This window comes from Ruminococcus sp. AF31-8BH (genome assembly GCF_003460605.1).
GTDB classification, from domain to species: Bacteria; Bacillota; Clostridia; order Lachnospirales; family Lachnospiraceae; genus Blautia_A; species Blautia_A acetigignens.
The window spans coordinates 70930-94345 of record NZ_QTVN01000009.1; the positions used below are offsets into that span (position 1 = coordinate 70930).

Consider the following 23416-nt stretch of genomic DNA (forward strand, 5'->3'; position numbering starts at 1 on the left):
GTTTGCAATACCGCTCCTTAAAAAGGCAGCGGCATTATCCCTCGTAAAAGAGGTACCGCCCGGTAAAAAAAGGACAGTATCTGAAAGTTCAAATACTGCCCAGACGGTCGGCTATGATCTGCTTCCGAAGTCCTTGTGGTAAACTCCACGATCCGTCAGTATTCAGAAGCTTTTCAATTGATGCATTAATTGTATCATTAAAAAAACATCTTGTCAAGAAAATAACGAACAGCATTATTGTCAAAAAACGAACAGCATATTTGTGAAAAGTAACAAAAATTTAAAAAGACATTCCATATATATCTTGTAATTTAGAATGCTTTCAGAAAGGCTTCATAAAAATTTTATGACTTGGACAGTTGCGTATGGGGACAAGTATTGTTAGAATATAATATGAAATTTTTAATGACAAATCTGTTATAGAAAGGTTGAATCAATCAGATGAACAGAACTGAATTTCTGGATACATTGAGAAGCCAGCTGTCCGGTCAGATGCATGAGGGCAAGGTGGCTGCACATGTGCGTTATTATGAGGATTATATTCAGTCCCAGGTGAGAAGCGGCCGTGATGAACAGCAGGTTCTTGCGGAGCTTGGAGATCCAAGGCTGATCGCCAGGACTTTACTTGATACAGATGTGGATGATGGTCAGGCTGACTATGCAGAGTACAGCACTTATTCAGACGAGACAGAGGACACACAGAGCTCCGGCGGGAAGCATGCCCATGTATGGCGCTTTGATACCTGGTACAGCAAGCTGCTTGGCGTTGTAGGCCTGCTGATCATCGTATTTCTTTTGTTCCATATTCTGGTGGCGGTGATTCCGTTCTTCGCTGTTCTGGCAGTGATCCTGTTTATCCTGTCACTGATCAAGAACCGGAATTAATGGATTAAGACATTTTTTAGAGGAAAGGTTTTTCAATGAGCAGTATAACAATAGAAGAATTAAAACAGTTACCCGAAAATTCTTATCAGATCATTGATATCCGCGATGAAATCGAGATTTCCCATGGCGCAGTGAAGGGCGCAGTTGCCTGTAAGCCAGAAGAAATTTTGAGCAATCCGGATGTGGATAAGGCGAAGAAGCTTGTCATCTGCTGCAGCCGCGGAATCAACAGCAAGGAAGTGGCTGAGAATCTGACGGAAGAAGGCCTGGATGCAGTGAGCCTGGAGCGCGGCTATATTGCCTGGCTTATGGACGTGATGAAGAATTCCCAGGATGAGGATTTTGCTAAGAATGTGGAGATCAGCCTCCGCAAGAAATTTAAGAAAAAAATCTGGTCCAAATTTACCAAGGCTATCAATACCTATGAGCTTGTGAAGCCGGGAGATAAGATTGCAGTCTGTATTTCCGGCGGCAAAGACTCCATGCTTATGGCAAAATGCTTCCAGGAACTGAAGCTTCACAATAAATTTGATTTTGAGGTGAAGTTCCTTGTTATGGATCCTGGCTACAGCCCGGCCAACCGCCAGGTGATCGAGGAGAATGCGAAGAAGCTGAACATTCCCATCCGCATTTTTGAGTCAGATATTTTTGAATCTGTATTTAATGTAGAGAAGTCTCCATGCTATCTCTGCGCCAGAATGCGAAGAGGCCATTTATATGCCTTTGCAAAAGAAATGGGCTGCAACAAGATTGCCCTGGGCCATCATTATGATGATGTAATTGAGACCATTCTTATGGGAATGCTTTACGGCGCGCAGGTGCAGACTATGATGCCGAAGCTTCACAGCACCAATTTTGAGGGCATGGAGCTGATCCGTCCTTTGTATCTGGTGCGTGAAGACGACATCAAGGCATGGCGGGATTACAATGACCTGCATTTTATCCAGTGCGCATGCAAGTTTACAGATACCTGTACCACCTGCAACAACGAGAACCGCTCCAAGCGTGTGGAGATTAAGGAACTGATCCGCGACCTGAAGCAGGTGAACCCGTTTGTAGAAGGCAATATTTTCAAAAGCGTTGAGAACGTCAATATTGATACCGTTGTTGGCTACAAGCAGTATGGCGTCCGTCATTCCTTCCTGGAAAATTATGACAGGGAGAAAGAGGAAGATGAGTCACAGGAGGATTAACGGCTGACTTTCCTGAGAATCCATACCAGAAGGAGGATGATCAGGATAGCGGCGAAGATTCCTGCCATGCCTTTTCCCATGATGGTAAGGGCAGCCATTACGGTGTTTGCCTGATTGCAGGAAGCAGCCAGATTGATGACCATGCCTCCGGCTATGACTGAGGCAATCTGTCCGGATACATTGGCACCTGCAGCCTGCATGAGAATCACGTTGGTGGGATCTTCTTCCATTGCCATTTTCTGGATTACTCTTGAGGACATGGGGAAGGCTGAGATTCCGGCACCGCCGATCATGGGATTGATCTTTTTTTTCAGGAAAAGATTCATAAATTTGGCCAGAAGGACTCCGCCGATGGTATCCATTACGAAGGCAAAAAGCCCGATCACCAGGATCAGCAGGGTGTCTTTGGTTACGAACTGATCCGCACGCATGCTGAAGGAGATTGTGATTCCAAGAAGCAGGGTGATCAGGTTTGCCAGAATATTCTGGGCAGTATCGGACATGGTTCCAAGAACACCGCATTCACGGATCAGATTTCCGAACATAAGGAAGCCTACCAGCGCAACAGACTGAGGGGCAACAAGTCCCACGATCATGGTTACGGCGATGGGAAAGGCAATCCTTATGGTTTTGGAAACGGATTTGGGATTGTAATCCATGTGAATGCAGCGTTCTTTTTTTGTAGTGACAAGGCGGATGGCGAAGGGCTGCACAATGGGAACCAGAGCCATGTAGGAATAGGCTGCCACTGCAATGGCGCCGATGTACCTGGAGCCAAGAACCTGGGATACCAGAATGGAGGTTGGTCCGTCTGCTGCACCGATAATTCCAATAGAGGCCGCATCTGTAAGACGAAATCCAAGCAGGGCAGCCACGAGAATAGCCGCAAATATTCCAAACTGTGCGCCGGCACCGAATAAAAACAGAGAAGGTCCGGAGAGCAGGGGGCCGAAATCAATCATTGCGCCGATTCCAATAAACAGCAGGATCGGCATCACCTCGGAAGCTTCGATTCCCACATGAAACATCCACTCAATGACGCCGTTTGCCTGGATTCCTCCGGTGAGGGTCTGATTTACCACTCCGGAAAATGGCAGGTTTACAAGAATGGCACCAAATCCCATAGGCAAAAGCAAGGCTGGTTCGAACCCTTTCTTGATTGCCAGCCAGATCAAAGTGATTCCTACAGCGTACATTACCAGTTGCTGCCATGTCAGAGCCATAATTCCATCTGTTAAAAATTCCATAGTGTTTCCTCCTTTGGGGTAGTATTGTGAAAAAAATATATAAAAAAGACTTTTATTACAATAAGGCATACCTAAAGATATGCGAATATTGTAATAAAAGTCTTGCTATTTCAATTCTATGCGGGCTTGCAGCATGCAGAAATCTTTTCGCAAATATGCTTCTGCACTGCTTACCGTTCTGACGCATGAAAATCCATAATGAATCATGCTTCCCAAAAGCAAAAATCCAATATGCCAGCTACTCCCTTTCATTGTGGTCATTATAGTTTGCAGAACCTGGATTTGTCAACAGAAAAAAGCAGGCTTGTAAAAAAAGTTTTCCAGGGGTATGATTAGAGCGTGCCCTCAAAATCATTCCCGCAATCTGCATGCCCCACTTTGCTGGAAATGGGGGAGATATTTCAAGCTTGTTCTGAAGCATACAAGTTATGATACAAGTAAAGAACAGAAGGAGTACAAAATGTTATATTTTGAGAACGATTACTGTGAAGGTGCCCATGAGGCGATTTTAAAAAGATTACTGGAAACAAATATGGAAAAGGTGCCGGGATATGGACAGGACCCTTACTGTGACCAGGCAAAGGAGAAAATCAAGGCTGCCTGCGGCTGCACGGATGGAGAGGTATATTTTCTGGTTGGAGGAACCCAGACAAATGCAGTGGTGATTGCATCCATGCTGAACCGCTATGAGGGCGTGCTTTCTGCAGTGACCGGACATGTGAATGCCCATGAGGCAGGTGCCATCGAATTTACCGGACATAAGGTGCTGCCGCTTCCTCAGAAAGACGGCAAGATCTCAGCTGCAGATCTGAAGAATTATCTGGAAACCTACTATGCAGACGGAAGTTACGACCACATGGTTTTCCCGGGAATGGTATATATTTCCCATCCCACAGAATACGGAACCCTTTACACCAGACAGGAACTGGAAGATATTTCCGGTGTGTGCAGAAAATATGAGATCCCGCTGTTCCTGGACGGCGCAAGACTTGGATACGGCCTGGTGGCAGATACGGATGTAACTTTGAAGGACATTGCCAAATACACAGATGTATTTTATATTGGCGGCACAAAGGTAGGCGCGCTGTGCGGCGAAGCGGTTGTGTTCCCGAAAAAGACTCCGAAGCATTTCTTCACCATGATCAAGCAGCAGGGGGCACTTCTGGCCAAAGGAAGGCTTCTTGGAATTCAGTTCGATGCACTTTTCACAGACAACCTGTACCTGGAAATCAGCAAAAATGCCATTGATACAGCTGCGAAATTAAAGTCTGCCCTGAAGGAAAAGAACTATCAGTTCTTTCTCGATTCTCCTACCAATCAGATTTTCGTAGTGCTTGAGAACCAGAAGATGGAAGAACTGGGCAAAAAGGTGAAATATGGCTTCTGGGAAAAATATGACGACAATCATACAGTGGTTCGCTTTGCAACAAGCTGGGCCACAAAGATGGAAGATATTGATGCGTTGATTGAGATCTTATAATTAACAGGGAAAGTTCTGGACCGTATCCATGAATGTGTTTATGCCTGGCATGGCTCATTCATGGATATGATCCTGGAAAAGCCTTCGGTGTAAATGCCATAAGCGTGAAATAACAGTTTTTTCTATTATTCATATCATTATTAAAATCCAAAAGTAAGTAAAATTTCACAAAGTCTTATATATATTTTGTTGCAGTCTGTCAGTAAACAACAACTTGTCCATATGTGTGTACAAGTTGTAAGATACAAATCAGGAGGAAGGAAACATGACGGAAAACGGCAAGCCCAAATATTTTACCCTGATGGAAGAGCTGAAAGAGGAAATCCTTTCCGGCCAGATACAGCCAGGAGAGAAGCTGCCATCCGAGAATCAGCTTACAGAGAAATATTCCCTCAGCAGACATACCGTGCGCAAAGCCATAGCACTTCTGGAACGGGAAGGCTACGTGGAAGCCTATCACGGCAAGGGAACCTTCTGCTCAGAAAAAATGCGGCACATGAAGAAGTCCAGAAATATTGCAGTAGTGACCACCTATATTTCCGATTATATTTTCCCAAGGCTGATCCAGGGAATGGATAATATCCTGTCCGAGCAGGGATACAGCATTATTCTGAAAAATACGGGAAACAGCCGTCAGAAGGAAGCCAGATGTCTGGAGGAGCTTTTGCAGAAGGATATTGATGGACTGATCATCGAGCCGAGCAAAAGCCAGCTTAGCTGCCGTCACCCAAATCTCTATGAAAATCTGGACAAGTACCAGATCCCTTATGTTTTTATTCAGGGAATTTATACGGAAATGAAGGACAAGCCCCATATCCTTATGGATGATGTGCGGGGAGGATATCTGGTCACCCAGTATCTTCTGGAACTGGGACACCGCCGGATTACAGGATTTTTCAAGGCGGATGATATCCAGGGAATCAATCGGCACAAGGGGTATGTAAAGGCGCTGCAGGAGGCTGGAATCAGCTACGATCCGGATGCAGTTGTATGGTTTCATACAGAAGACCGGAAAAGCAAGCCTGCCATGATGGTTCGAGAAATGGTAAGAAGCGGGAATTTGCCGGACGGGATTGTCTGCTACAATGACCAGATCGCGGTGCAGGTGATCGAGACGCTGGAAGCCTGCGGGCTGAAGGTTCCAGAGGACATATCCGTAACCGGTTACGACAACTCTCTTTATGCCCAGCGTGGAACCGGAATTACTACCATAGCTCATCCCCAGGAAAAACTGGGAGAGATGGCCGCAGAGCTGATTCTGGAAAAAATCGCCGGTGTGCCGGAAGAAGACAGTAAGGTGGAGCGAATGATACAGCCGGAACTGATCATCCGAGGATCCTGCCGGAAATATGACTGAGATAATAACAATATTAACAAAATATATAACACAAGGAGGGTTTTATCAATGAAAACAGGAAGAAATTACAAATTCTGGTTTTGCACAGGATCACAGGACCTTTATGGAGATGAGTGCCTTCGCAAGGTAGCAGAGCATTCCCGCATTATTGTGGATGAGCTGAACAAATCCGGAATGTTTCCCTATGAGATCGTGTGGAAGCCAACCCTGATCACAAACGAACTGATCCGCAAGACCTTCAACGAGGCAAATGCAGATGAGGATTGTGCAGGTGTAATCACCTGGATGCACACCTTTTCCCCGGCAAAATCCTGGATTCTGGGACTGAAGGAATACAGAAAGCCGCTGTGCCATCTTCACACACAGTTCAACCAGGAAATTCCATACGACACCATTGATATGGATTTCATGAATGAGAACCAGTCTGCACACGGCGGCCGTGAATATGGACATATGGTTACCCGTATGGGAATCGAGCGCAAGGTCATTGTAGGACACTGGACAGACAAGAAGGTTCAGGAGCGTCTTGCATCCTGGATGAGAACTGCCATTGGTATTATGGAAAGCAGCCATATCCGTGTATGCCGTGTTGCAGACAACATGCGCAACGTAGCAGTTACAGAGGGTGACAAGGTAGAGGCTCAGATCAAATTTGGCTGGGAGGTTGACGCCTATCCGGTAAACGAGATCGCAGAATATGTAAGTGCTGTTTCCAAGGGAGATATTGACGCTCTTGTGGAAGAATATTATAATAAATATGACATTATTCTGGAGGGTAGAGATCCGGAAGAATTCAAACGTCATGTAGCAGTACAGGCAGGAATCGAGATTGGTTTCGAGAGATTCCTTGAGGAGAAAAATTATCAGGCAATTGTTACCCATTTTGGTGATCTTGGGGCACTGCAGCAGCTTCCGGGACTGGCAATCCAGAGACTGATGGAGAAGGGCTATGGATTTGGCGCAGAGGGTGACTGGAAGACAGCCGCAATGGTACGCCTGATGAAGATCATGTCATCTGGAATGAAGGATGCCAAGGGTACCTCCCTTATGGAAGACTATACCTACAATCTGGTTCCGGGTAAGGAAGGAATCCTGCAGTCCCATATGCTGGAGGTTTGCCCGTCTGTAGCAGATGGAAAGCCAGCCATCAAGGTTTGCCCGCTTAGCATGGGTGAGAGAGAGGATCCGGCAAGACTGGTATTCACATCCAAGACAGGACCTGGAATTGCAACCTCTTTAGTAGATCTGGGAGATCGTTTCCGTCTGATCATCAATGATGTAGACTGCAAGAAAGTAGAGAAACCGATGCCGAAGCTTCCTGTAGGAAGCGCATTCTGGACACCAAAGCCGGATCTGGCAACTGGTGCAGAGGCATGGATCCTTGCCGGCGGCGCACATCACACTGCATTTACCTACGATCTTACTGCAGAGCAGATGGGTGACTGGGCAGCTGCAATGGGAATCGAAGCTGTTTACATTGACGAAGATACTACAATTCGTAATTTCAAGAATGAACTTCGCTGGAACGAGATTGCGTTCCGCAAATAAAAGGGAGGATTTACAATGGGAGCAGCAGAAGCAAAACAGGCGATCCTGGAGAACAGAACCGCTCTTGGAATCGAGTTTGGTTCCACAAGAATCAAGGCCGTACTGGTAGATGGAAATAACATGCCTATCGCATCAGGCGGACATGAGTGGGAGAATCGCTATGAGAATGGTGTGTGGACCTACAGCCTTGAGGACATCTGGTCCGGCATCCAGGACTGCTATCAGCAGATGGTAAAGGATGTAAAGGAGAAATACGGCATAGAGCTGACCCGTGTGGGAGCAATTGGAATCAGTGCTATGATGCACGGCTATATGCCTTTTGACAAGGCAGGAAATCTTCTGGTTCCTTTTAGAACCTGGAGAAACAATATTACCGGAGAGGCAAGCAGAAAGCTGTCAGAGCTTTTCCAGTATAATATCCCGCAGAGATGGAGCATTGCCCATCTGTATCAGGCTATCTTAAACGGCGAGCCTCATGTGAAGGATATTGATTATATCGCTACTCTGGAAGCATATGTACACTGGAAGCTTACCGGACAGAGAGTTCTTGGAATCGGGGATGTTGCCGGAATGTTCCCGGTAGACAGCAGCAAGAAGGACTACAACGAGACCATGGTGCAGCAGTTTGATGAGCTGGTTTCTTCTTACGGTTTCCCGTGGAAGCTTCGTGAAATTCTGCCTAAGTGTCTGGTTGCCGGTGAAGATGCAGGATGCCTTACAGAAGAGGGAGCTAAACTGCTGGATGTGACAGGCAGACTGGAAGCCGGAATTCCAATGTGCCCGCCGGAAGGTGATGCAGGAACCGGAATGGTGGCAACCAACAGTGTTGCAAAGCGTACCGGAAATGTTTCCGCCGGAACTTCTGTATTTGCTTCCATCGTACTGGAGAAAGAATTATCTGCCCCATATTCTGAGATTGATATGGTAGCCACTCCGTCCGGACATCCGGTAGCAATGGCACATTCCAACAACTGTACAACAGATTTAAATGCATGGGTCAATATTTTCCGTGAGTTTACAGAGGCAATGGGCATAGAAGCTGATATGAACAAGCTGTTCGGAACCTTATACAATAAGGCTCTGGAAGGCGATGTAGACTGCGGCGGACTTTTGTCCTACTGCTATTTCTCCGGCGAGCATATGACCGGATTTTCGGAAGGAAGACCGCTGTTCGTACGTTCCCCGGAGAGCAAATTCAATCTGGCAAACTTTATGAGAACCCATCTTTACACCTGTCTTGGTGCCATGAGAGTAGGCCTTGACATTCTGTTTAAGAAAGAGGGCGTAAAAGTAGACCGTCTTCTTGGACACGGCGGACTGTTTAAGACCAAAGGCGTAGGACAGCAGATTCTTGCAGACGCAGTGAACGCTCCGGTTTCTGTTATGGAAACTGCCGGAGAGGGCGGCGCATGGGGAATCGCAGTTCTGGCTTCCTATCTTGTAAATAAAGATGGAAATGAAACTCTGGAAGACTTCCTGGATACCAAGGTATTTGCAGGAAATCAGGGCAGTACCCTGAACCCGGATCCGGAGGGAGTAGAGGGCTTCAACATGTTTATGGAAAGATACATGAAAGGCCTTTCTATCGAGCGTGCAGCTGTGGATTCTAAAATCTGGTAATTTTATTCCATAATCCACATAAATCAGGAACCTTCCATACATCGGCGGCTTTTTTTACATAGCCTCTGGTGTACGGAAGGTTTTTTTGCTATACTAATGCCACAGAAAGGAGAGGCAAATGGTTTTTAGTTCAATGCTTTTTCTGTGGATTTTTCTGCCGCTGGTGCTGGCGGCTTATTATCTTAGCCCGAGGAAAATCCGCAATGGGATTCTGGTGTTTTTCAGCCTGCTTTTTTATGCGTGGGGAGAACCTATTTATATTCTTCTCATGCTTTGTTCTGTTCTGGTTAATTTCATGGGCGGAATTTTTATGGAAGACCATAAGACCCATAGGAAGGGAATTCTGTGGGGAACGGTTCTGATCAATCTTGGCCTTCTGGGATATTTTAAATGCTTTAATTTCCTGGCAGAGATAATTGGCAAAATCCTGCCTGGCGGCCTTGGAAATCTCTCGATTCCCCAGGTGGCACTGCCTATTGGAATTTCCTTTTATACCTTCCAGGCGCTGTCTTATGTGATTGATGTTTACCGGGGAGAGGTAAAGGCACAGCGGAATTTCTGGTATATGCTTTTGTACATTTCCTTTTTCCCCCAGCTGATCGCAGGACCAATTGTAAAGTACCGGGATATTGCGCAGCAGATTCTGGAACGAAAGGAGACTGTGGAGAAATTTGCGGCAGGAGTCATGCGCTTTTGCTGGGGCCTTGGGAAAAAGGTTCTTCTGGCAAATGCTTTCGCGGAAGTGGTGGATGATATTTTTCAGTACGGACCGGAAGCCGTGTCAAGAAAGGCCTTGTGGCTTGGGGCAGTTCTCTATATGCTGCAGATCTATTACGATTTTTCAGGCTATTCCGATATGGCAGTCGGCCTTGGGAAAATGTTCGGCTTCCAGTTTCAGGAGAACTTTGATTATCCCTACGTGTCCGGCTCTGTGAAAGAATTCTGGAGACGGTGGCATATTTCCCTGTCCTCCTGGTTCCGGGATTATGTGTACATTCCCCTTGGCGGGAACAGGAAAGGAGCGCTTTGCACCTACCGAAACCTTCTGATCGTGTTTTTCCTTACCGGAATGTGGCATGGCGCAGGAACCGGATTTATTCTCTGGGGACTTTATCACGGACTGTTTCTGATCCTGGAACGGGTGTGGCTGGGGAAAAAGCTGGAGAAGCTGCCTGGCTTTGTTGGCTGGGGATATACCATGATCGTGGTGTTCTTGGGCTGGATCCTTTTCCGTGCGGAGGACTTCGGACTGTTTTGTTCTTATGTGAAGAACCTGTTTGTGTCCCATGGAGGAATGATTCTGACCTCCGCATATCTGGACAAAAAGCTGCTGTTTCTGTTGATCATGGGAATTCTGTTCGCGGGATTTGTTCAGAAGGTGTATGGGCTTTTGCGGGAAAAAATGCCGGGGAAATTTCCGGAGAATGGCGTGGTCACAGTGCCAAGAATCGTGGCATCTATAGCGATTTTGTGGCTTTGTGTGATGTCGTTAGTGAATAACAGCTACAATCCGTTTATTTATTTCAGATTTTGACAGGAAGAATATGAGAAAACAAAAAGTTTTGATTTGGTTATTTGCAGGAAGTCTGATACTGCCCAATGTGATTTTCGGGGCTTTTTCCGATAAATTTAATACGCAGAATAATGAGAACAGGGAACTGGCGGCGTTTCCGGAGGTCAGTCTGTCTTCTCTTGGGGAATTTCCAGAGGCCTTTGAGGAATTTTATAAGGATCATCTTCCCTTCAAAAATGCGCTGGTGAGTCTGAATAATTATATGGATACCAGCCTTTTTCGGAATACGAAGATTGGAGATGTGGTGATTGGAAAGGATAACTGGCTTTTTTACCTGCCTTCTAAGGACGGGGAAAACGCAATGGCTGATTATCAGAAGACCAATTTGTATACCGAGGAAAAAAGCAGGGAAATTGCGGCTGGAATTGCCAAGGTGCAAGACTGGCTCTACGGGTATGGCGTGGAGACATTCCATTATTATGTAGCGCCGAACAAGGAGACTGTTTATACCCAGTACATGCCGGATAAGCCGGAGATCATCGGTGAGGGGGATTCCAGAATGGAAAGCTTCGCCAGGTATATGGCTGAAAATTCCGATGTGGAATTTGAGTATCTTTATGATTATCTTGATGGATATTCCGAACAGTATCAGCTGTTCCGCAAATATGATACCCATATGAATAATCTGGGCGGCTATATCACCAGTGAAAAGATTACCCGGGATCTGACAGGAGAATCCCTGCCAATTGAGAAGATTGTGATAGAAAAAGGGGAGAAGCCCTGTCGCGGGGACCTGTCCCGGATGATCGGCAGATATGAGGAACTGGATGATGACAGGGAATATGGGCTCAGTGATTTTCACGATGGACTTCACTATAAGGTGAAAAAAGAAGAAAGTGAAGGCGGGGAGGAGACGCTGAAGGTCTTTTCTTCTAATTCGTCTAATGAGAGAACCATTCTTGTGATTGGGGATTCCTTCCGGCTCCGTCTGGAGAAATTCCTTCCGTATCGTTATCAGAATGCGGTGTTTGTGCGCATCGATGATTTTACCCCGGAGCTTCTGGAAGAGTACAAGCCGGATGATGTGGTGGTGATCACGGTGGAGCGGGATCAGAGATATATGGAAAACTTGGGTGAGTACATTTGCGAGAAATAAGAGAAATATAAGGGCAAAATAGTTTTTTTCTCAATAGCGAGAAAATGCAGATTACAAAAATAAATTTGAATACTGTTAATCTGTTGACATTAAATATGCCAGATGATATTCTAATAACAACTCAATTATCTGACATGATCAACTAAATGTCAATGTATCTCAGAAGATTCGGACTACTGTTCACTGGTAATATTCCGCGAAGCGTGTTACTGGGCACGGTGTGAACAGTAACAGATTCTGACTTAAGGAGGAAAGTATGAAGAACAGAAAGATTACAGCCATTATATTAGCATCTCTTATGGGAATCAGTGCAGTACCTGCGACCGCATGGGCAGCAGATTCCTACAAGGAAACGGAGAAAGCCGCATTTGCCAAAGCAATCCAGGAAATGGGCGCAGATTATGCACAGGATCTTGCACAGATCGGCGATGGCGCAGTGAAAGGAAATGCAGAGATCAAGCTGAGTCTGGATGACGGTGGAAAAGCAATCCTTGGAATGCTCACCCCTGTGGATATCTCCTGGCTTGAAGATGCATCTATGGACACTAAGGTGAACTTAAATGAGGGTACCATGATCGAAACCATGGATGTGAAGGTAAATGGCACGAAGATCTGTACCATCGAGTACTATTTTGATACAGAGAATTCTGAAGTTTATATGAGAATTCCGGAGCTGAATGAAGGCTATATCAAAATGAACATGGAGCAGATGACCCAGGAAGCAGAATCAGAAATGGAAGAAGAAGGAATGGATTCTTCCTTCTCTGCCAGCATAGATATGACAGATGCTATGAACAGCTATTTTTCTACTTTGGATAATCTGCCGGAGGCGGATGCTCTGACTTCCATCCTTACCAGATATTCTGACATTATTTTTGACAATGTGACAGACGGAGAGAATCCGGGGACACAGAGTTCTGCAGCAGGTGATGTCAGCCAAGAACTGACAGTACTGGAAGGCCATGTGACACAGGCAGAGGCTCAGCCAATGTTCCAGCAGATTCTGGACACAGCCAAGACGGATGAGGAATTGAAGGGACTGATTGAGAGCTGGACAGAAGCTATGAACGATCCGGAATATTCCTATGATACATTCCTGCAGGCAATCGAGGATCTGGAGAAGGATCTGGACGGAGAAATTGATGAGAGCGATACATCCGGCTTTGTGTTAAGAGCATGGGTGGATGACAATGGAGAAGTGGTAGGACGCGAGGTGCTTGCTGATGACGGTGAGCAGGAAGAGAGTCTTTTCAGATATCTGTGCACAACTGACGGCGACCAGAGAGGATTTTCCTTTACTATGGGTTCCGATGAGGACAGTGTGGGACTTTACGGAAGCGGAACCTTAAGCGGTGATGTTTTAAGCGGAACTTATACCTTTACTTCCGGCGGAGAGGATGCAGCCGTGATTGAGGTTGCAGATTATGACACCAAGGCTGTTGAGAACGGCATCTGGAAAGGTACCTACACCATTTCCGGAGCACCGATCGAAGATGAGGACGGCAATTCCTATGATCCATTTGGCGGAATGCAGCTGATCTTTACAACTGACGGCAAAGATGAAAATAATATGGAGTGGAACCTTACACTTGCAGCAAACGGCGTTTCTCTTGGCGCATTATCTATTACAGGCGGCAATGAGGGCGAAGATCTGGAAGCTGTTGATTTTGCTTCTCTCACAGATGTTTATGACTTCAGTAATGACGCAGATGTGGAGAAATTCGGTGAGGATGTTAACATGGATACCATCACAGCGAATCTTACTAGCGCCGGAATGCCGGACGGCTGGCTGGAAAGTGTAATGGAAGCTGCATCTGGAAGCGGTGCAGAGGAGATTACGGAGTATGACGATCAGACTGATATGGCTGGAGATACCTTGGATGACAGCGAGACTCCTGCAGCATAAGTAATCATAAATGAAAGAAATTTAAAGACAGCCCCGAAACAGATTCATATTCTGTTCCGGGGCTGATTATATTAGGTTATGAAGAATCAGAACTAAGCCTGGAATCGAAAATCGAAGCTTGGACATATTTTGGACATACCTATCGAATGTTACGAAAATATTACAAGAACAGTGTTTCCACTAATCCCGCAAACCCTTATAAATACACAGAGAAATACCCGGTAGGGGAGCTACCGGGTATTTCGAGGGGAGTATAAATAATTAAATAAGGGGTTATGTAAAAAAAATTTTTGAAGGGTAAATTCTTTTTACAAGAGCAATTATAATATAAACTGGAAAAAAAAGCAATATCATTTTGATGAATATTCTTGTTGGTTTTGGGGAGAATATACAAAGTAATCCGATAACATTCAACAGGAGGAATACACAAATGGCTAAAAATTACGAATCTGAAAACAAGAACAGCAAGAATTCAACAAACAGAGCTTACGAAAGTGAGACAAATTCTCAGGACTGCAAAAACACTTACACAAAAAACAGCAGCAAAAATAAGAACCGCAATTCTTACGAGTCCGAGGAAGATACCACTTCCAAATACTAAAAGAATCTGCTGGCTGTAAAAAGCAGCACAAATAAAAGCGAAAAGGCAGAATCATACTGCCTGAAAAACAAAAGCTTGGTGAAGCCCAATAGGGCGGATCAGAAGAAAGGCACAGGACATTTGGGATTCTGTGTCTTTTTTCTGCATAATTTATCAGCCTCCATAGGAAAGTGGAAAATTTGTTCCCAACCAGAAAAATCAGCATATACTGGTTAAAAAGGGGATCTGTCATGTTTCCCGTTGAGCCGATTTCTGCCAAAATGCTGGATTACTATGTTGGGCGAAGAGATGCCTTTCTCATAGATTTAAGGAGCAGGGAAGAATACCGCACCGGACATATGAAAGGTGCCGTAAATCTGCCCTATGAGGAATTCGAGGAAATGTCAGAATACGATTTTCCCAGGGGAAAGATCCTGGTGCTGTACTGCGATCGGGGAGGGGCAAGCCTTCTGGCGGCAAGAGTGCTGGCAAGAAATGGCTATGAGACCCGAACTGTGATCGGCGGCATGAATGCATACAGGGGAAGAAATCTGGTCTGTGATATAAAGTATGAGGATTCTATGTGATGTGCGTATTCTCTTGTAATTTTTCTTCCGGCATGATAAGGTAAAGAGGAAAAATGTTTCCTGCATTGGATATGCGAAAGGCCAGGAACATTTTACAGTTTAAAAACAGAGGAGAAATGAAATCTATGAAATATATGTTTGCATCAGACATCCATGGCTCTGCATATTACTGCAGGAAAATGCTGGATGCTTTCGAAAAAGAGAGGGCAGAGCGCCTGGTTCTGCTGGGCGATCTGCTTTATCACGGCCCGCGCAACGACCTTCCAAAGGAATATGCCCCCAAGCAGGTAATTCCAATGCTGAATGCCATGAAGGACAAGATCTATGCAGTAAGAGGAAACTGTGAGGCAGAAGTGGACCAGATGGTTCTGGATTTCCCGGTAATGGCAGATTACTGCATCCTTGCCATTGATGGAAAGACATTTTATGCCACCCACGGACATGTTTACAACCAGAATAATCTGCCGCCTTTATGCCAGGGAGACATCCTGATCCACGGACATACCCATGTACTGAAGGCCGAGCAGATGGAAGGCTATATTCTCCTGAATCCAGGCTCCGTCTCCATTCCAAAGGAAGGAAATCCGCCTACATATGCAGTGCTTGAGGATGGCATTTTTTCCATTAAGGATTTCCAGGGAAATATTGTAAAAAGCATTGCACTTTAAGAAGGGAAAATACGGTAAATGAGTACGGAAAAATTTGAACTGATCGCACCCTGCCATTTTGGCCTGGAAGCGGTTTTGAAACGGGAAATACTGGATCTTGGCTATGAGATCAGCAAGGTAGAGGATGGCAAGGTTACTTTCCTGGCAGATGCTCAGGGAATTGCAGACGCCAATGTTTTCCTGCGAACTACAGAGCGCATTCTTCTGAAGGTTGCAGAGGTGAAGGCAGAGACCTTTGACGAGCTGTTTGAGGCAACCAAGGCTCTTCCATGGGAGCGCTACATTCCCCAGGACGGCAAGTTCTGGGTGGCAAAGGCCAACTCTGTAAAGAGCAAGCTGTTCAGCCCCTCTGACATTCAGTCCATTATGAAAAAAGCCATTGTAGAGCGTCTGAAGGGCGTTTATAACGTATCCTGGTTTCCAGAGGACGGGGCAAGCTTTCCCATCCGCGTGGCATTTATGAAGGATGTGGCAACCATCGGCATTGATACCTCAGGCGTATCCCTTCACAAGAGAGGATACCGCCAGATGACAGTTAAAGCGCCGATTACCGAGACGCTTGCCAGCGCCCTGATCATGCTTACCCCGTGGAAAAAAGACCGCAGCCTTGTGGATCCTTTCTGCGGAAGCGGTACTTTTCCCATTGAAGCTGCCATGATGGCTGCTGATATGGCGCCGGGCATGAACCGTTCCTTCCTGGCTGAGGACTGGAAGCACGTTGTGCCAAGAAGATGCTGGTATAACGCCGTAGAAGAGGCGCAGGACCGCGTAAACTTAAAAATTGAAACCGATATCCAGGGCTATGACATTGACGCGGAAGCCCTCAAAGCAGCCCGTGCCAATGCTAAGATGGCAGGGGTAGACAGCCTGATCCATTTCCAGCAGCGTCCGGTAAAAGAGCTTCATCATCCCAAGCCATACGGATTTATTATCACCAATCCCCCATACGGCGAGCGTCTTGAGGAAAAAGCAGCCCTGCCCCAGCTTTACCGTGAGATCGGTGAGAGCTATCGCGGCCTTGATAAGTGGTCCATGTATTTGATCACCTCTTATGACAAAGCAGAGAATGACATTGGCCGGAAAGCGGATAAGAACCGTAAGATCTACAACGGAATGCTGAAAACATATTTCTACCAGTTCCTTGGACCAAAGCCCCCGAAGCGCAGCCAGTCCCAGGAAAAGAAAGAAGGCACCATATCATGAAAAAAATTATTTTTGCAACAGGAAATGCAGATAAAATGAAAGAAATCCGTGAGATTCTCGCAGATCTGGATGCGGAGATCCTGTCCATGAAAGAAGCTGGAATCCAGGCGGATATTGTAGAGGACGGCAAAACCTTCGAGGAAAATGCTGTGATCAAAGCCACCGCTATCAGCAAGCTGACAGGAGAGATCGTGCTGGCAGATGATTCCGGACTGGAAATCGATTATCTGAATAAGGAACCAGGCGTTTATTCTGCCAGATATATGGGTGAGCACACAGATTACCATACGAAGAATGCCAGTCTGATTAAGAGACTGGAAGGGGTTCCGGATGAGAAGCGTACCGCCCGTTTTGTCTGTGCCATTGCAGCTGCTTTTCCAGATGGAAGAGTGGAAACTGTAAGGGAAACCATGGAAGGCAGAATCGGCTATGAGGAAAAAGGAGAAAACGGCTTTGGCTATGATCCTATCTTTTTCCTGCCGGAATATGGCTGTACTTCTGCGGAACTGTCAATGGAAGAGAAGAATAAGATCAGCCACAGAGGAAAAGCTCTGCAGGCAATAAAGGAAGAACTGCGATGAAAATACTGATTGTCAGCGATACCCACGGAAGAGACGAGAAGCTGGAAGCTGCGGTCGCAGTGGAGCAGCACTTTGATTATCTGATCCATTGCGGCGATGTGGAGGGAAGAGAGTTTTTTATTGAAGCTCTAGCAGAATGTCCCTGCACCATTGTAGCCGGGAATAATGATTTTTTCAGCGACCTTCCAAGAGAGGATGAGATTGTTCTGGAAGGGCATAAGATCATGGTAACTCATGGACACAATTACGGTGTTTCCATGGACCTTTACGGAATTTCAGAGGAGGCGGCAGCCAGAGAATGCGAGATGGTATGCTTCGGGCACACACATAAGCCGATAATCGAGAAGAAAAATGGCGTACTGGTAATCAATCCCGGCAGCCTTTCTTTTCCAAGGCAGGAGGGCCGTCAGCCAAGCTATGCAGTGATGGAATTGCACGAAGGAGAAGAACCGGAAGTGGAGATCCGGTTTTTATAATAAAAAAACAGAGCGCACCTGATGTGATGTCGGGTGCGCTCTATGTATTCCAGCCTTTGTTTTTCTGCTCCTGGCGAAGCTGGCTGAACTGGTACTGACGGAAGGTGAGGGCAAGCTCTTTGGCCTTACGGATCCGCAGGGGAAAACGGGAGCCGTCTGTCATAATGCAGCTGTTGTTTTCCATATTAAAAATGTAATCCATGTTCAAGATCAGGCCTTTGTTGATCACCAGAAAGCGGCAGTCCTCGCCTGTAAGCTTCAGAAATTCCGAGGCTGTCATGCGGGTGCGTACAAGGCTGCCGTCCTTCAGATGGATATCCAGATAATGGGCATCTGTGGCGGCAGACTGGATGTCCGACAAAAAGACCGGAATATTCTGTCTGTTGCTGTTCACTTCAATATAGCGTGAGTTTCCAGGGAGAAGTTTCTGTGCATCCAGGAGTACCTGGAAAACTCTGCTTCTGGTAATTGGCTTCAAAATATAATCAAAGGCATGGCAGGAAAAAGCATCCGGCATAAAATCACTGCTGGATGTGAGGAAAACAAGAAGAGAATTGTCGTTTCCCTCACGGAGCTTTTGGGCTGTTTCAATGCCATTTCCATTTTTCATAAAAATGTCAAGAAAAATAATTGAATAAAAACCGGGCTGCCAGCTTTTCAAAAAATCTTCGCTGCTGGAAAAACGGAAAATCTCTGGCTGGATGGTGTGCTGCGCTGCAAATTCAAGGCAGAGCTTTTGCATTTCGTCCAGATAAATCCTTTCATCGTCCACAAGGGCAATCTTCATGTCGTTCACATCCTTTGCATTCCCATCCTGTTATTCCCAACCAGTGTAGCACACTCTGCGCTTTTTTGCCAGAAAAAAGACGTTCCTGCCAGATGTATTGTGGAGATCTGGAACAGGACTTATAATGAAAAAAATGAAAGCAGTTCTGATAAAACGGACATGTCACCAGTGTGGACATTACCATATATGAAAAGCAGGAGGAGACGGTATGAAGAGAAAATGCGCAGTAAAAACAGCGGGTTCCCTTTTATTAGCCGGGGCACTGGCATTTGCACCACAGGGGTCTTTCCTTGGAAATATGCAGGGAATAAAGGCAGTACAGGCCGAGGAAACGGATGACTGGGCCATCTACTGGTACCTGTGCGGCAGTGATCTGGAAAGCAATTATGGAAGTGCTACAGAGGATCTTAGTGAGCTGATGGAAGCAGAACTTCCGGAAAATGTGAAAATTGTTATAGAAACAGGCGGAAGCAGCCAGTGGCAGAATGAGACGGTGGAAGCGGATTATCTGGAACGGTATGTGTACAGCAGTGAAGGCTTTGAGTGTGTGCAGCAGCTGGATTCGGCCAATATGGGAGAGAGCAGCACGCTGGCAGACTTCCTGGAATTTTGCAGGGACAATTATCCGGCAGAGCATACGGCAGTGATTTTCTGGAATCACGGAGGCGGAAGTGCTGGCGGCGTGGCTTTTGATGAGCTGTATGGCTATGATTCCCTTTCCCTGGCAGAAATTTATGACGCCTTTGATTCGGTTTATGAATTGTCTGAGGAAAATCCTCCCCTGGAACTGGTGGGATTTGATGCCTGTCTGATGGCGACTGTGGATACCGCCAATGCTTTTTCCGATATTGCCCGCTATATGGTGGCAAGCGAGGAAACAGAGCCGGGAAACGGCTGGTATTACACAGGATGGGTCCAGGCCCTTGCAGATAATCCGCAGATGGACGGGGCAGAGCTTGGAACTGTGATCTGCGATACCTATATGGAAGGCTGTGAGATGTACGGCACAGAGGACGAGACTACCCTTTCCGTGGTGGATCTTGGCAAGATCGGTGCAGTGCTTACTGCATATGATAATATGGGAAAAGAGGCGCTTTCCTACGCCTGTGAGGATCCGTCCTTCTTTTCCTGCTTCGGGCGAAATGCGGAATATGCGGAGAACTACGGCGGCAACACAAAGGACACTGGATATACCAATATGGTAGATTTGAGGGACCTGGCGGAAAATAACCGGGATATTCTTACGGATACCTGTGAGGATGTGATCGCGGCGCTGGAAGACTGTGTGGTTTATAAGGTAAACGGCTCTTACAGGCAGCAGGCGGGAGGCTTGTCCTGTTATTATTCCTATGATGGAAACCTGTCGGATTTCAATATTTATTCGGAAATTGGTGCCAGCGAATCCTTTAAATATCTTTACGGCTATGCGCTTAGCGGCAGTCTCAGTGAAGCGGGACAGCAGTATGTGGAAGAAATGGGATATGATGAGGTACCAGAGATTGCTACCCTGGAAACGGCTGAAGATTCCGATTATCCGGTTTACGTCAATGATGACGGCTACGGCGTAATGGAGCTTTCCATGGATACGGTGAATATGCTGAAGGGCGTTTACTGCCAGCTGGCTTATTTTGATGAGGAAGAGGATATTCTTCTGTACCTTGGACGGGACAATGACATTAATATGGACTGGGAGAACGGCGTGTTTACCGATAATTTCCGGGGCGTGTGGGGTGCAATAGACGGTTATCTGGTGTATATGGATATTATTTATGAAGGCGAGGACTATAACCTGTACAGCGTGCCGATCCTTCTGAATGGCGAGGAATATCAGCTTCATGTGGTATATGATTACAATGAGGAGGATTTCCAGATCCTTGGAGCAAGAAATGGGCTGGATGACAATGGAATGTCCGACCGTAATCTGGTGAAGTTAAAACCAGGAGATGAGATTACCACCCTTCACTATGGCGGAACCCTTTCCGGCGATGATGAACTGGAACTGGTGGAGGTAGATACCTTCACCGTTACAGAGGACACCGCTTTTGGCGAGGAAGATCTGGGAGATGGAACCTTTGCCATGATGTTTGAGCTTGTGGACGCAAGAAATGAAAGTGCCACTTCGGATGTGATTCTGTTTACTGTAGAAGACGGGGAGATTCAGGCTGAGGCGTAGAAGCAGTAATGATCAGGACTACTGAACAGCTAAAAAATGCTTATGTGATAAGCATGGTTTGCAGTGGTGGGTGTACAGATATTTCATGGAAAATAAAAACAGGAGGATTTTATTTATGAAGAGAAAAGTTGTATTAGGAATGGCAGTATTTATGACGGCAATAATGGTTCCGGCACAGGCATTTGCGGCAAAGCCTGCAGGAGGCGGAGATTATCTGTCCGGTACTCAGGAAGCTGTGGAAAGCGGCGACCTGGATGTAGACGAAGCAATAGCGACCATGATGGAAGGCTTTGAGGATGTTTATTACGGCACTTACAATGAAAAAGAGGGCACGGATATTCTGATGGCATTTGATTTTGAGAATGCAAACGGACTGGTGGCGATCATTAACACAGAGAAATCAGAACTGGTCTGGGCATGTATGGGCGTTCTCGGGGAGGATGAAGAGTCGGAAGGCACCTATATGGTTTATGAGGAAGCAAATGACATGAAATTTACATTTACTTTCGAGGATGAAACAGAGACAGACATGACCATTGGCGTTGAGGGCGGTACCCTGACTTTGGAACGGCAGGAAACAGATCTGCTTGCCTCATTCTTTGAGACCATGCTTACCGGCGGATTTGCCCAGACGGAAGATGGAGCGGAATAAAAAATTCGGAAAAGTTTTTTGAAGAAATTTTAGGAAAAATAGGAAAAACGAGGTCCAAAAAGGGGAAAATGGAGGCGGCAGAAATGCCGCCAGCCCTTATTTTATGCGGGTTTCCGGGAGTTGTTCTATTTTTTGAAAAAAATATAAAAAAATGTAAAAAAAGGTGTTGACAAATGGAAGGCCATATAATATAATAACTCTTGCCTTGAGCGAGAGAAAACAAATTCTTGAGAGATCGAGGAATGACAACTTCATAGAAATGATGTTGTAAACATCGGGGTGTGGCTCAGTTTGGCTAGAGCGCCTGGTTTGGGACCAGGAGGCCGCAAGTTCGAATCTTGTCACCCCGACTGCTGTAACAACATTACCGTTTCAGCGTAAATGCGGGTGTAGTTCAATGGTAGAACACTAGCCTTCCAAGCTAGATACGTGGGTTCGATTCCCATCACCCGCTTCTCTGATGAAGAGAGCATGTGTCAGTAGCTCAGCTGGATAGAGCAACGGCCTTCTAAGCCGTGGGTCGGGGGTTCGAATCCCTTCTGACACGCTGTGGTGGATATAGCGCAGTTGGTTAGCGCGCCAGATTGTGGCTCTGGAGGCCCAGGGTTCGAATCCCTGTATCCACCCTTTGCCTTTGGGCTATCGCCAAGCGGTAAGGCACAGCACTTTGACTGCTGCATTCGCTGGTTCGAATCCAGCTAGCCCAGTTTTATATGGAGCATTAGCTCAGTTGGTAGAGCACTTGACTTTTAATCAAGTTGTCCGGGGTTCGAATCCCCGATGCTTCACTGCTAAGGAGAACCGGAAGCCTTTTGATAAGGTGTTCCGGTTTTTTAAATAATATAGCATATGCGGATGTGGCGGAATTGGCAGACGCGCCAGATTTAGGTTCTGGTGTTTACGACGTGCAGGTTCAAGTCCTGTCATCCGCAGCGAATGAGGAATGATCCGGATCAGTTCTTCGTAAGAAGAATAGGTTCGGATTGTTTAATATGGAGGAACAGAATGGACGTTGTTCAGTTTCAGGAAAAATTAAGAGAAATTTGTGATCTGGGAAAACAGAATGGGAATCTGCTGACACATGAGCAGATCCGGGAGCATTTTGCAAGTACAGATCTTGAGACCAGCCAGATGGTGAAGGTCCTGCAGTATCTGAAGCTGCAGGGAATTACAATAGAAGGGGAAGAAAATGCAGCCCAGGCGGAGGAAGCAGCCGGGGAGGCAGAAGCTCAGCCCAATGGAACCAAGACACCTCTTACCCCGGAGGAAGAAGCTTATCTGAAAGAATACCTGTCAGAGGTAAGCACTGGGAAGGAAGTAAGCCAGGAAATGGTCCATACGCTTTTTGAAAATCTTGCAGATGGGGATGCTCTTGCAGAAGCTGCACTTACCAGTATTTATTTGCCGGTAGCGGCAAACATGGCAGCAGACATGAACTGCGCAGAGATTCACCTGGCAGATTTGATTCAGGAAGCTAACGTAGTGCTTCTTACAGCATTGTCTGATCCGGAAGCAGAGCATAAAGATGACCCATGGCTGCGTCTTCAGCTGCGCAAGGGAATTATTGCGGCCATTGAAGACCAGACACAGCAGAAGTTCCAGGATGACTGCCTGGTAGCCAAGGTGGAGAAGCTGGAATCCGCGGTAAAGGATCTCACAGATGACGACGGTGAGAACCGTTTTACCATTGATGAGCTGGCTGTAATCCTTGATATGAATGTGGATGAGATCCGGGATATCCTGCGTCTTACCGGAGATGATAAATAAAAATTAACAGAGCATTTGAAAAGCATCGAATTTTGAC

The 23416-nt window shown here is 46.2% G+C and carries 20 protein-coding genes, 7 tRNA genes and 1 riboswitch; of the genes, 25 read left to right on the top strand and 2 right to left on the bottom strand.

The genetic code is table 11. The annotated features are described in order from the left end of the window. Positions 1–90: 90 nt before the first annotated feature. Positions 91–173: riboswitch (ZMP/ZTP riboswitch) on the bottom strand. Between the two features lie 268 nt (positions 174–441). Continuing rightward, positions 442–885, top strand: coding sequence for a DUF1700 domain-containing protein (locus DWZ38_RS12355; protein ID WP_021926365.1), 444 nt, complete (start codon positions 442–444; stop codon positions 883–885). A gap of 35 nt (positions 886–920) precedes the next feature. After that, positions 921–2078 (top strand): ATP-binding protein, encoded by a 1158-nt coding sequence (locus DWZ38_RS12360; RefSeq protein ID WP_021926366.1) that lies wholly within the window; start codon positions 921–923, stop codon positions 2076–2078. Here DWZ38_RS12360 and DWZ38_RS12365 read toward each other — a convergent pair. Beyond that, entirely contained in the window at positions 2075–3325 is a 1251-nt protein-coding gene (locus DWZ38_RS12365) for a sodium ion-translocating decarboxylase subunit beta (RefSeq protein WP_117853119.1), read from the bottom strand. The two genes, DWZ38_RS12360 and DWZ38_RS12365, sit on opposite strands and share 4 nt — an antisense overlap. 460 nt (positions 3326–3785) lie before the next feature. On the opposite strand from DWZ38_RS12365, the gene DWZ38_RS12370 reads away from it, so the two are divergent. From DWZ38_RS12370 to DWZ38_RS12425, 13 genes are all read left to right on the top strand, one after another. Beyond that, a complete protein-coding gene (locus tag DWZ38_RS12370) occupies positions 3786–4805 on the top strand; it encodes a low specificity L-threonine aldolase (RefSeq protein ID WP_117853122.1) in 1020 nt (339 codons plus the stop codon). 265 nt (positions 4806–5070) lie between these two features. Continuing rightward, a complete protein-coding gene (locus DWZ38_RS12375; protein WP_117853124.1) occupies positions 5071–6162 on the top strand; it encodes a GntR family transcriptional regulator in 1092 nt (363 codons plus the stop codon). Between the two features lie 48 nt (positions 6163–6210). Further along, positions 6211–7710 (top strand): L-arabinose isomerase, encoded by a 1500-nt coding sequence (gene araA / locus DWZ38_RS12380; RefSeq protein WP_021926371.1) that lies wholly within the window; start codon positions 6211–6213, stop codon positions 7708–7710. 15 nt (positions 7711–7725) lie between these two features. After that, positions 7726–9330, top strand: a complete 1605-nt coding sequence (locus DWZ38_RS12385; RefSeq protein ID WP_117853126.1) for an FGGY-family carbohydrate kinase — start codon at positions 7726–7728, stop codon at positions 9328–9330. Between the two features lie 118 nt (positions 9331–9448). Beyond that, positions 9449–10864, top strand: a complete 1416-nt coding sequence (locus tag DWZ38_RS12390) for an MBOAT family protein (protein WP_117853128.1) — start codon at positions 9449–9451, stop codon at positions 10862–10864. Between the two features lie 28 nt (positions 10865–10892). Beyond that, the gene (locus DWZ38_RS12395; protein ID WP_178105331.1) at positions 10893–11999 is read left to right on the top strand and encodes a hypothetical protein; all 1107 of its coding nucleotides are present in this window, start codon (positions 10893–10895) and stop codon (positions 11997–11999) included. A 256-nt stretch (positions 12000–12255) separates the two neighbouring features. Beyond that, entirely contained in the window at positions 12256–13905 is a 1650-nt protein-coding gene (locus DWZ38_RS12400) for a hypothetical protein (RefSeq protein ID WP_117853132.1), read from the top strand. A 430-nt stretch (positions 13906–14335) separates the two neighbouring features. Continuing rightward, the gene (locus DWZ38_RS22260; RefSeq protein ID WP_021926376.1) at positions 14336–14506 is read left to right on the top strand and encodes a hypothetical protein; all 171 of its coding nucleotides are present in this window, start codon (positions 14336–14338) and stop codon (positions 14504–14506) included. 230 nt (positions 14507–14736) lie between these two features. Next, a complete protein-coding gene (locus DWZ38_RS12405; protein ID WP_117853135.1) occupies positions 14737–15072 on the top strand; it encodes a rhodanese-like domain-containing protein in 336 nt (111 codons plus the stop codon). A gap of 125 nt (positions 15073–15197) precedes the next feature. Beyond that, the gene (yfcE, locus tag DWZ38_RS12410) at positions 15198–15740 is read left to right on the top strand and encodes a phosphodiesterase (protein ID WP_117853338.1); all 543 of its coding nucleotides are present in this window, start codon (positions 15198–15200) and stop codon (positions 15738–15740) included. A gap of 18 nt (positions 15741–15758) precedes the next feature. Further along, complete coding sequence (locus tag DWZ38_RS12415) at positions 15759–16943, top strand: class I SAM-dependent RNA methyltransferase (RefSeq protein WP_117853137.1); 1185 nt, start codon at positions 15759–15761, stop codon at positions 16941–16943. Beyond that, positions 16940–17524, top strand: coding sequence for an XTP/dITP diphosphatase (locus DWZ38_RS12420; RefSeq protein WP_178105332.1), 585 nt, complete (start codon positions 16940–16942; stop codon positions 17522–17524). Before DWZ38_RS12415 ends, DWZ38_RS12420 begins: the two co-directional genes overlap by 4 nt. Next, complete coding sequence (locus DWZ38_RS12425) at positions 17521–18000, top strand: metallophosphoesterase (RefSeq protein ID WP_117853143.1); 480 nt, start codon at positions 17521–17523, stop codon at positions 17998–18000. The genes DWZ38_RS12420 and DWZ38_RS12425 overlap by 4 nt, the downstream gene beginning before the upstream one ends. A 40-nt stretch (positions 18001–18040) precedes the next feature. On the opposite strand, the gene DWZ38_RS12430 is transcribed toward DWZ38_RS12425, so the two are convergent. Next, complete coding sequence (locus DWZ38_RS12430; RefSeq protein ID WP_117853145.1) at positions 18041–18787, bottom strand: LytTR family DNA-binding domain-containing protein; 747 nt, start codon at positions 18785–18787, stop codon at positions 18041–18043. Between the two features lie 208 nt (positions 18788–18995). Between DWZ38_RS12430 and DWZ38_RS12435 the strand changes: the two genes are divergently transcribed. The 10 genes from DWZ38_RS12435 to DWZ38_RS12480 all read left to right on the top strand — a co-directional run bounded on the left by DWZ38_RS12435 (position 18996) and on the right by DWZ38_RS12480 (position 23379). Continuing rightward, positions 18996–20960: a clostripain-related cysteine peptidase gene (locus DWZ38_RS12435; protein WP_117853147.1), complete on the top strand. Its 1965-nt coding sequence runs from the start codon at positions 18996–18998 to the stop codon at positions 20958–20960. A 115-nt stretch (positions 20961–21075) separates the two neighbouring features. Then, positions 21076–21612, top strand: coding sequence for a hypothetical protein (locus tag DWZ38_RS12440; protein WP_117853149.1), 537 nt, complete (start codon positions 21076–21078; stop codon positions 21610–21612). Between the two features lie 275 nt (positions 21613–21887). Beyond that, positions 21888–21962: transfer RNA gene (locus tag DWZ38_RS12445), tRNA-Pro, on the top strand. Positions 21963–21995: 33 nt separating this feature from the next. Further along, a tRNA-Gly gene (locus DWZ38_RS12450) sits at positions 21996–22066 on the top strand. 19 nt (positions 22067–22085) lie between these two features. Beyond that, positions 22086–22159 (top strand) — tRNA-Arg (locus tag DWZ38_RS12455). Positions 22160–22164: 5 nt separating this feature from the next. After that, a tRNA-His gene (locus DWZ38_RS12460) sits at positions 22165–22238 on the top strand. A gap of 9 nt (positions 22239–22247) precedes the next feature. Continuing rightward, positions 22248–22319, top strand: a tRNA-Gln gene (locus DWZ38_RS12465). Between the two features lie 8 nt (positions 22320–22327). Further along, positions 22328–22400: transfer RNA gene (locus DWZ38_RS12470), tRNA-Lys, on the top strand. 63 nt (positions 22401–22463) lie between these two features. Beyond that, a tRNA-Leu gene (locus DWZ38_RS12475) sits at positions 22464–22544 on the top strand. A gap of 73 nt (positions 22545–22617) precedes the next feature. Further along, positions 22618–23379: an RNA polymerase sigma factor region1.1 domain-containing protein gene (locus DWZ38_RS12480; RefSeq protein WP_021925614.1), complete on the top strand. Its 762-nt coding sequence runs from the start codon at positions 22618–22620 to the stop codon at positions 23377–23379. Positions 23380–23416 lie beyond the last annotated feature (37 nt).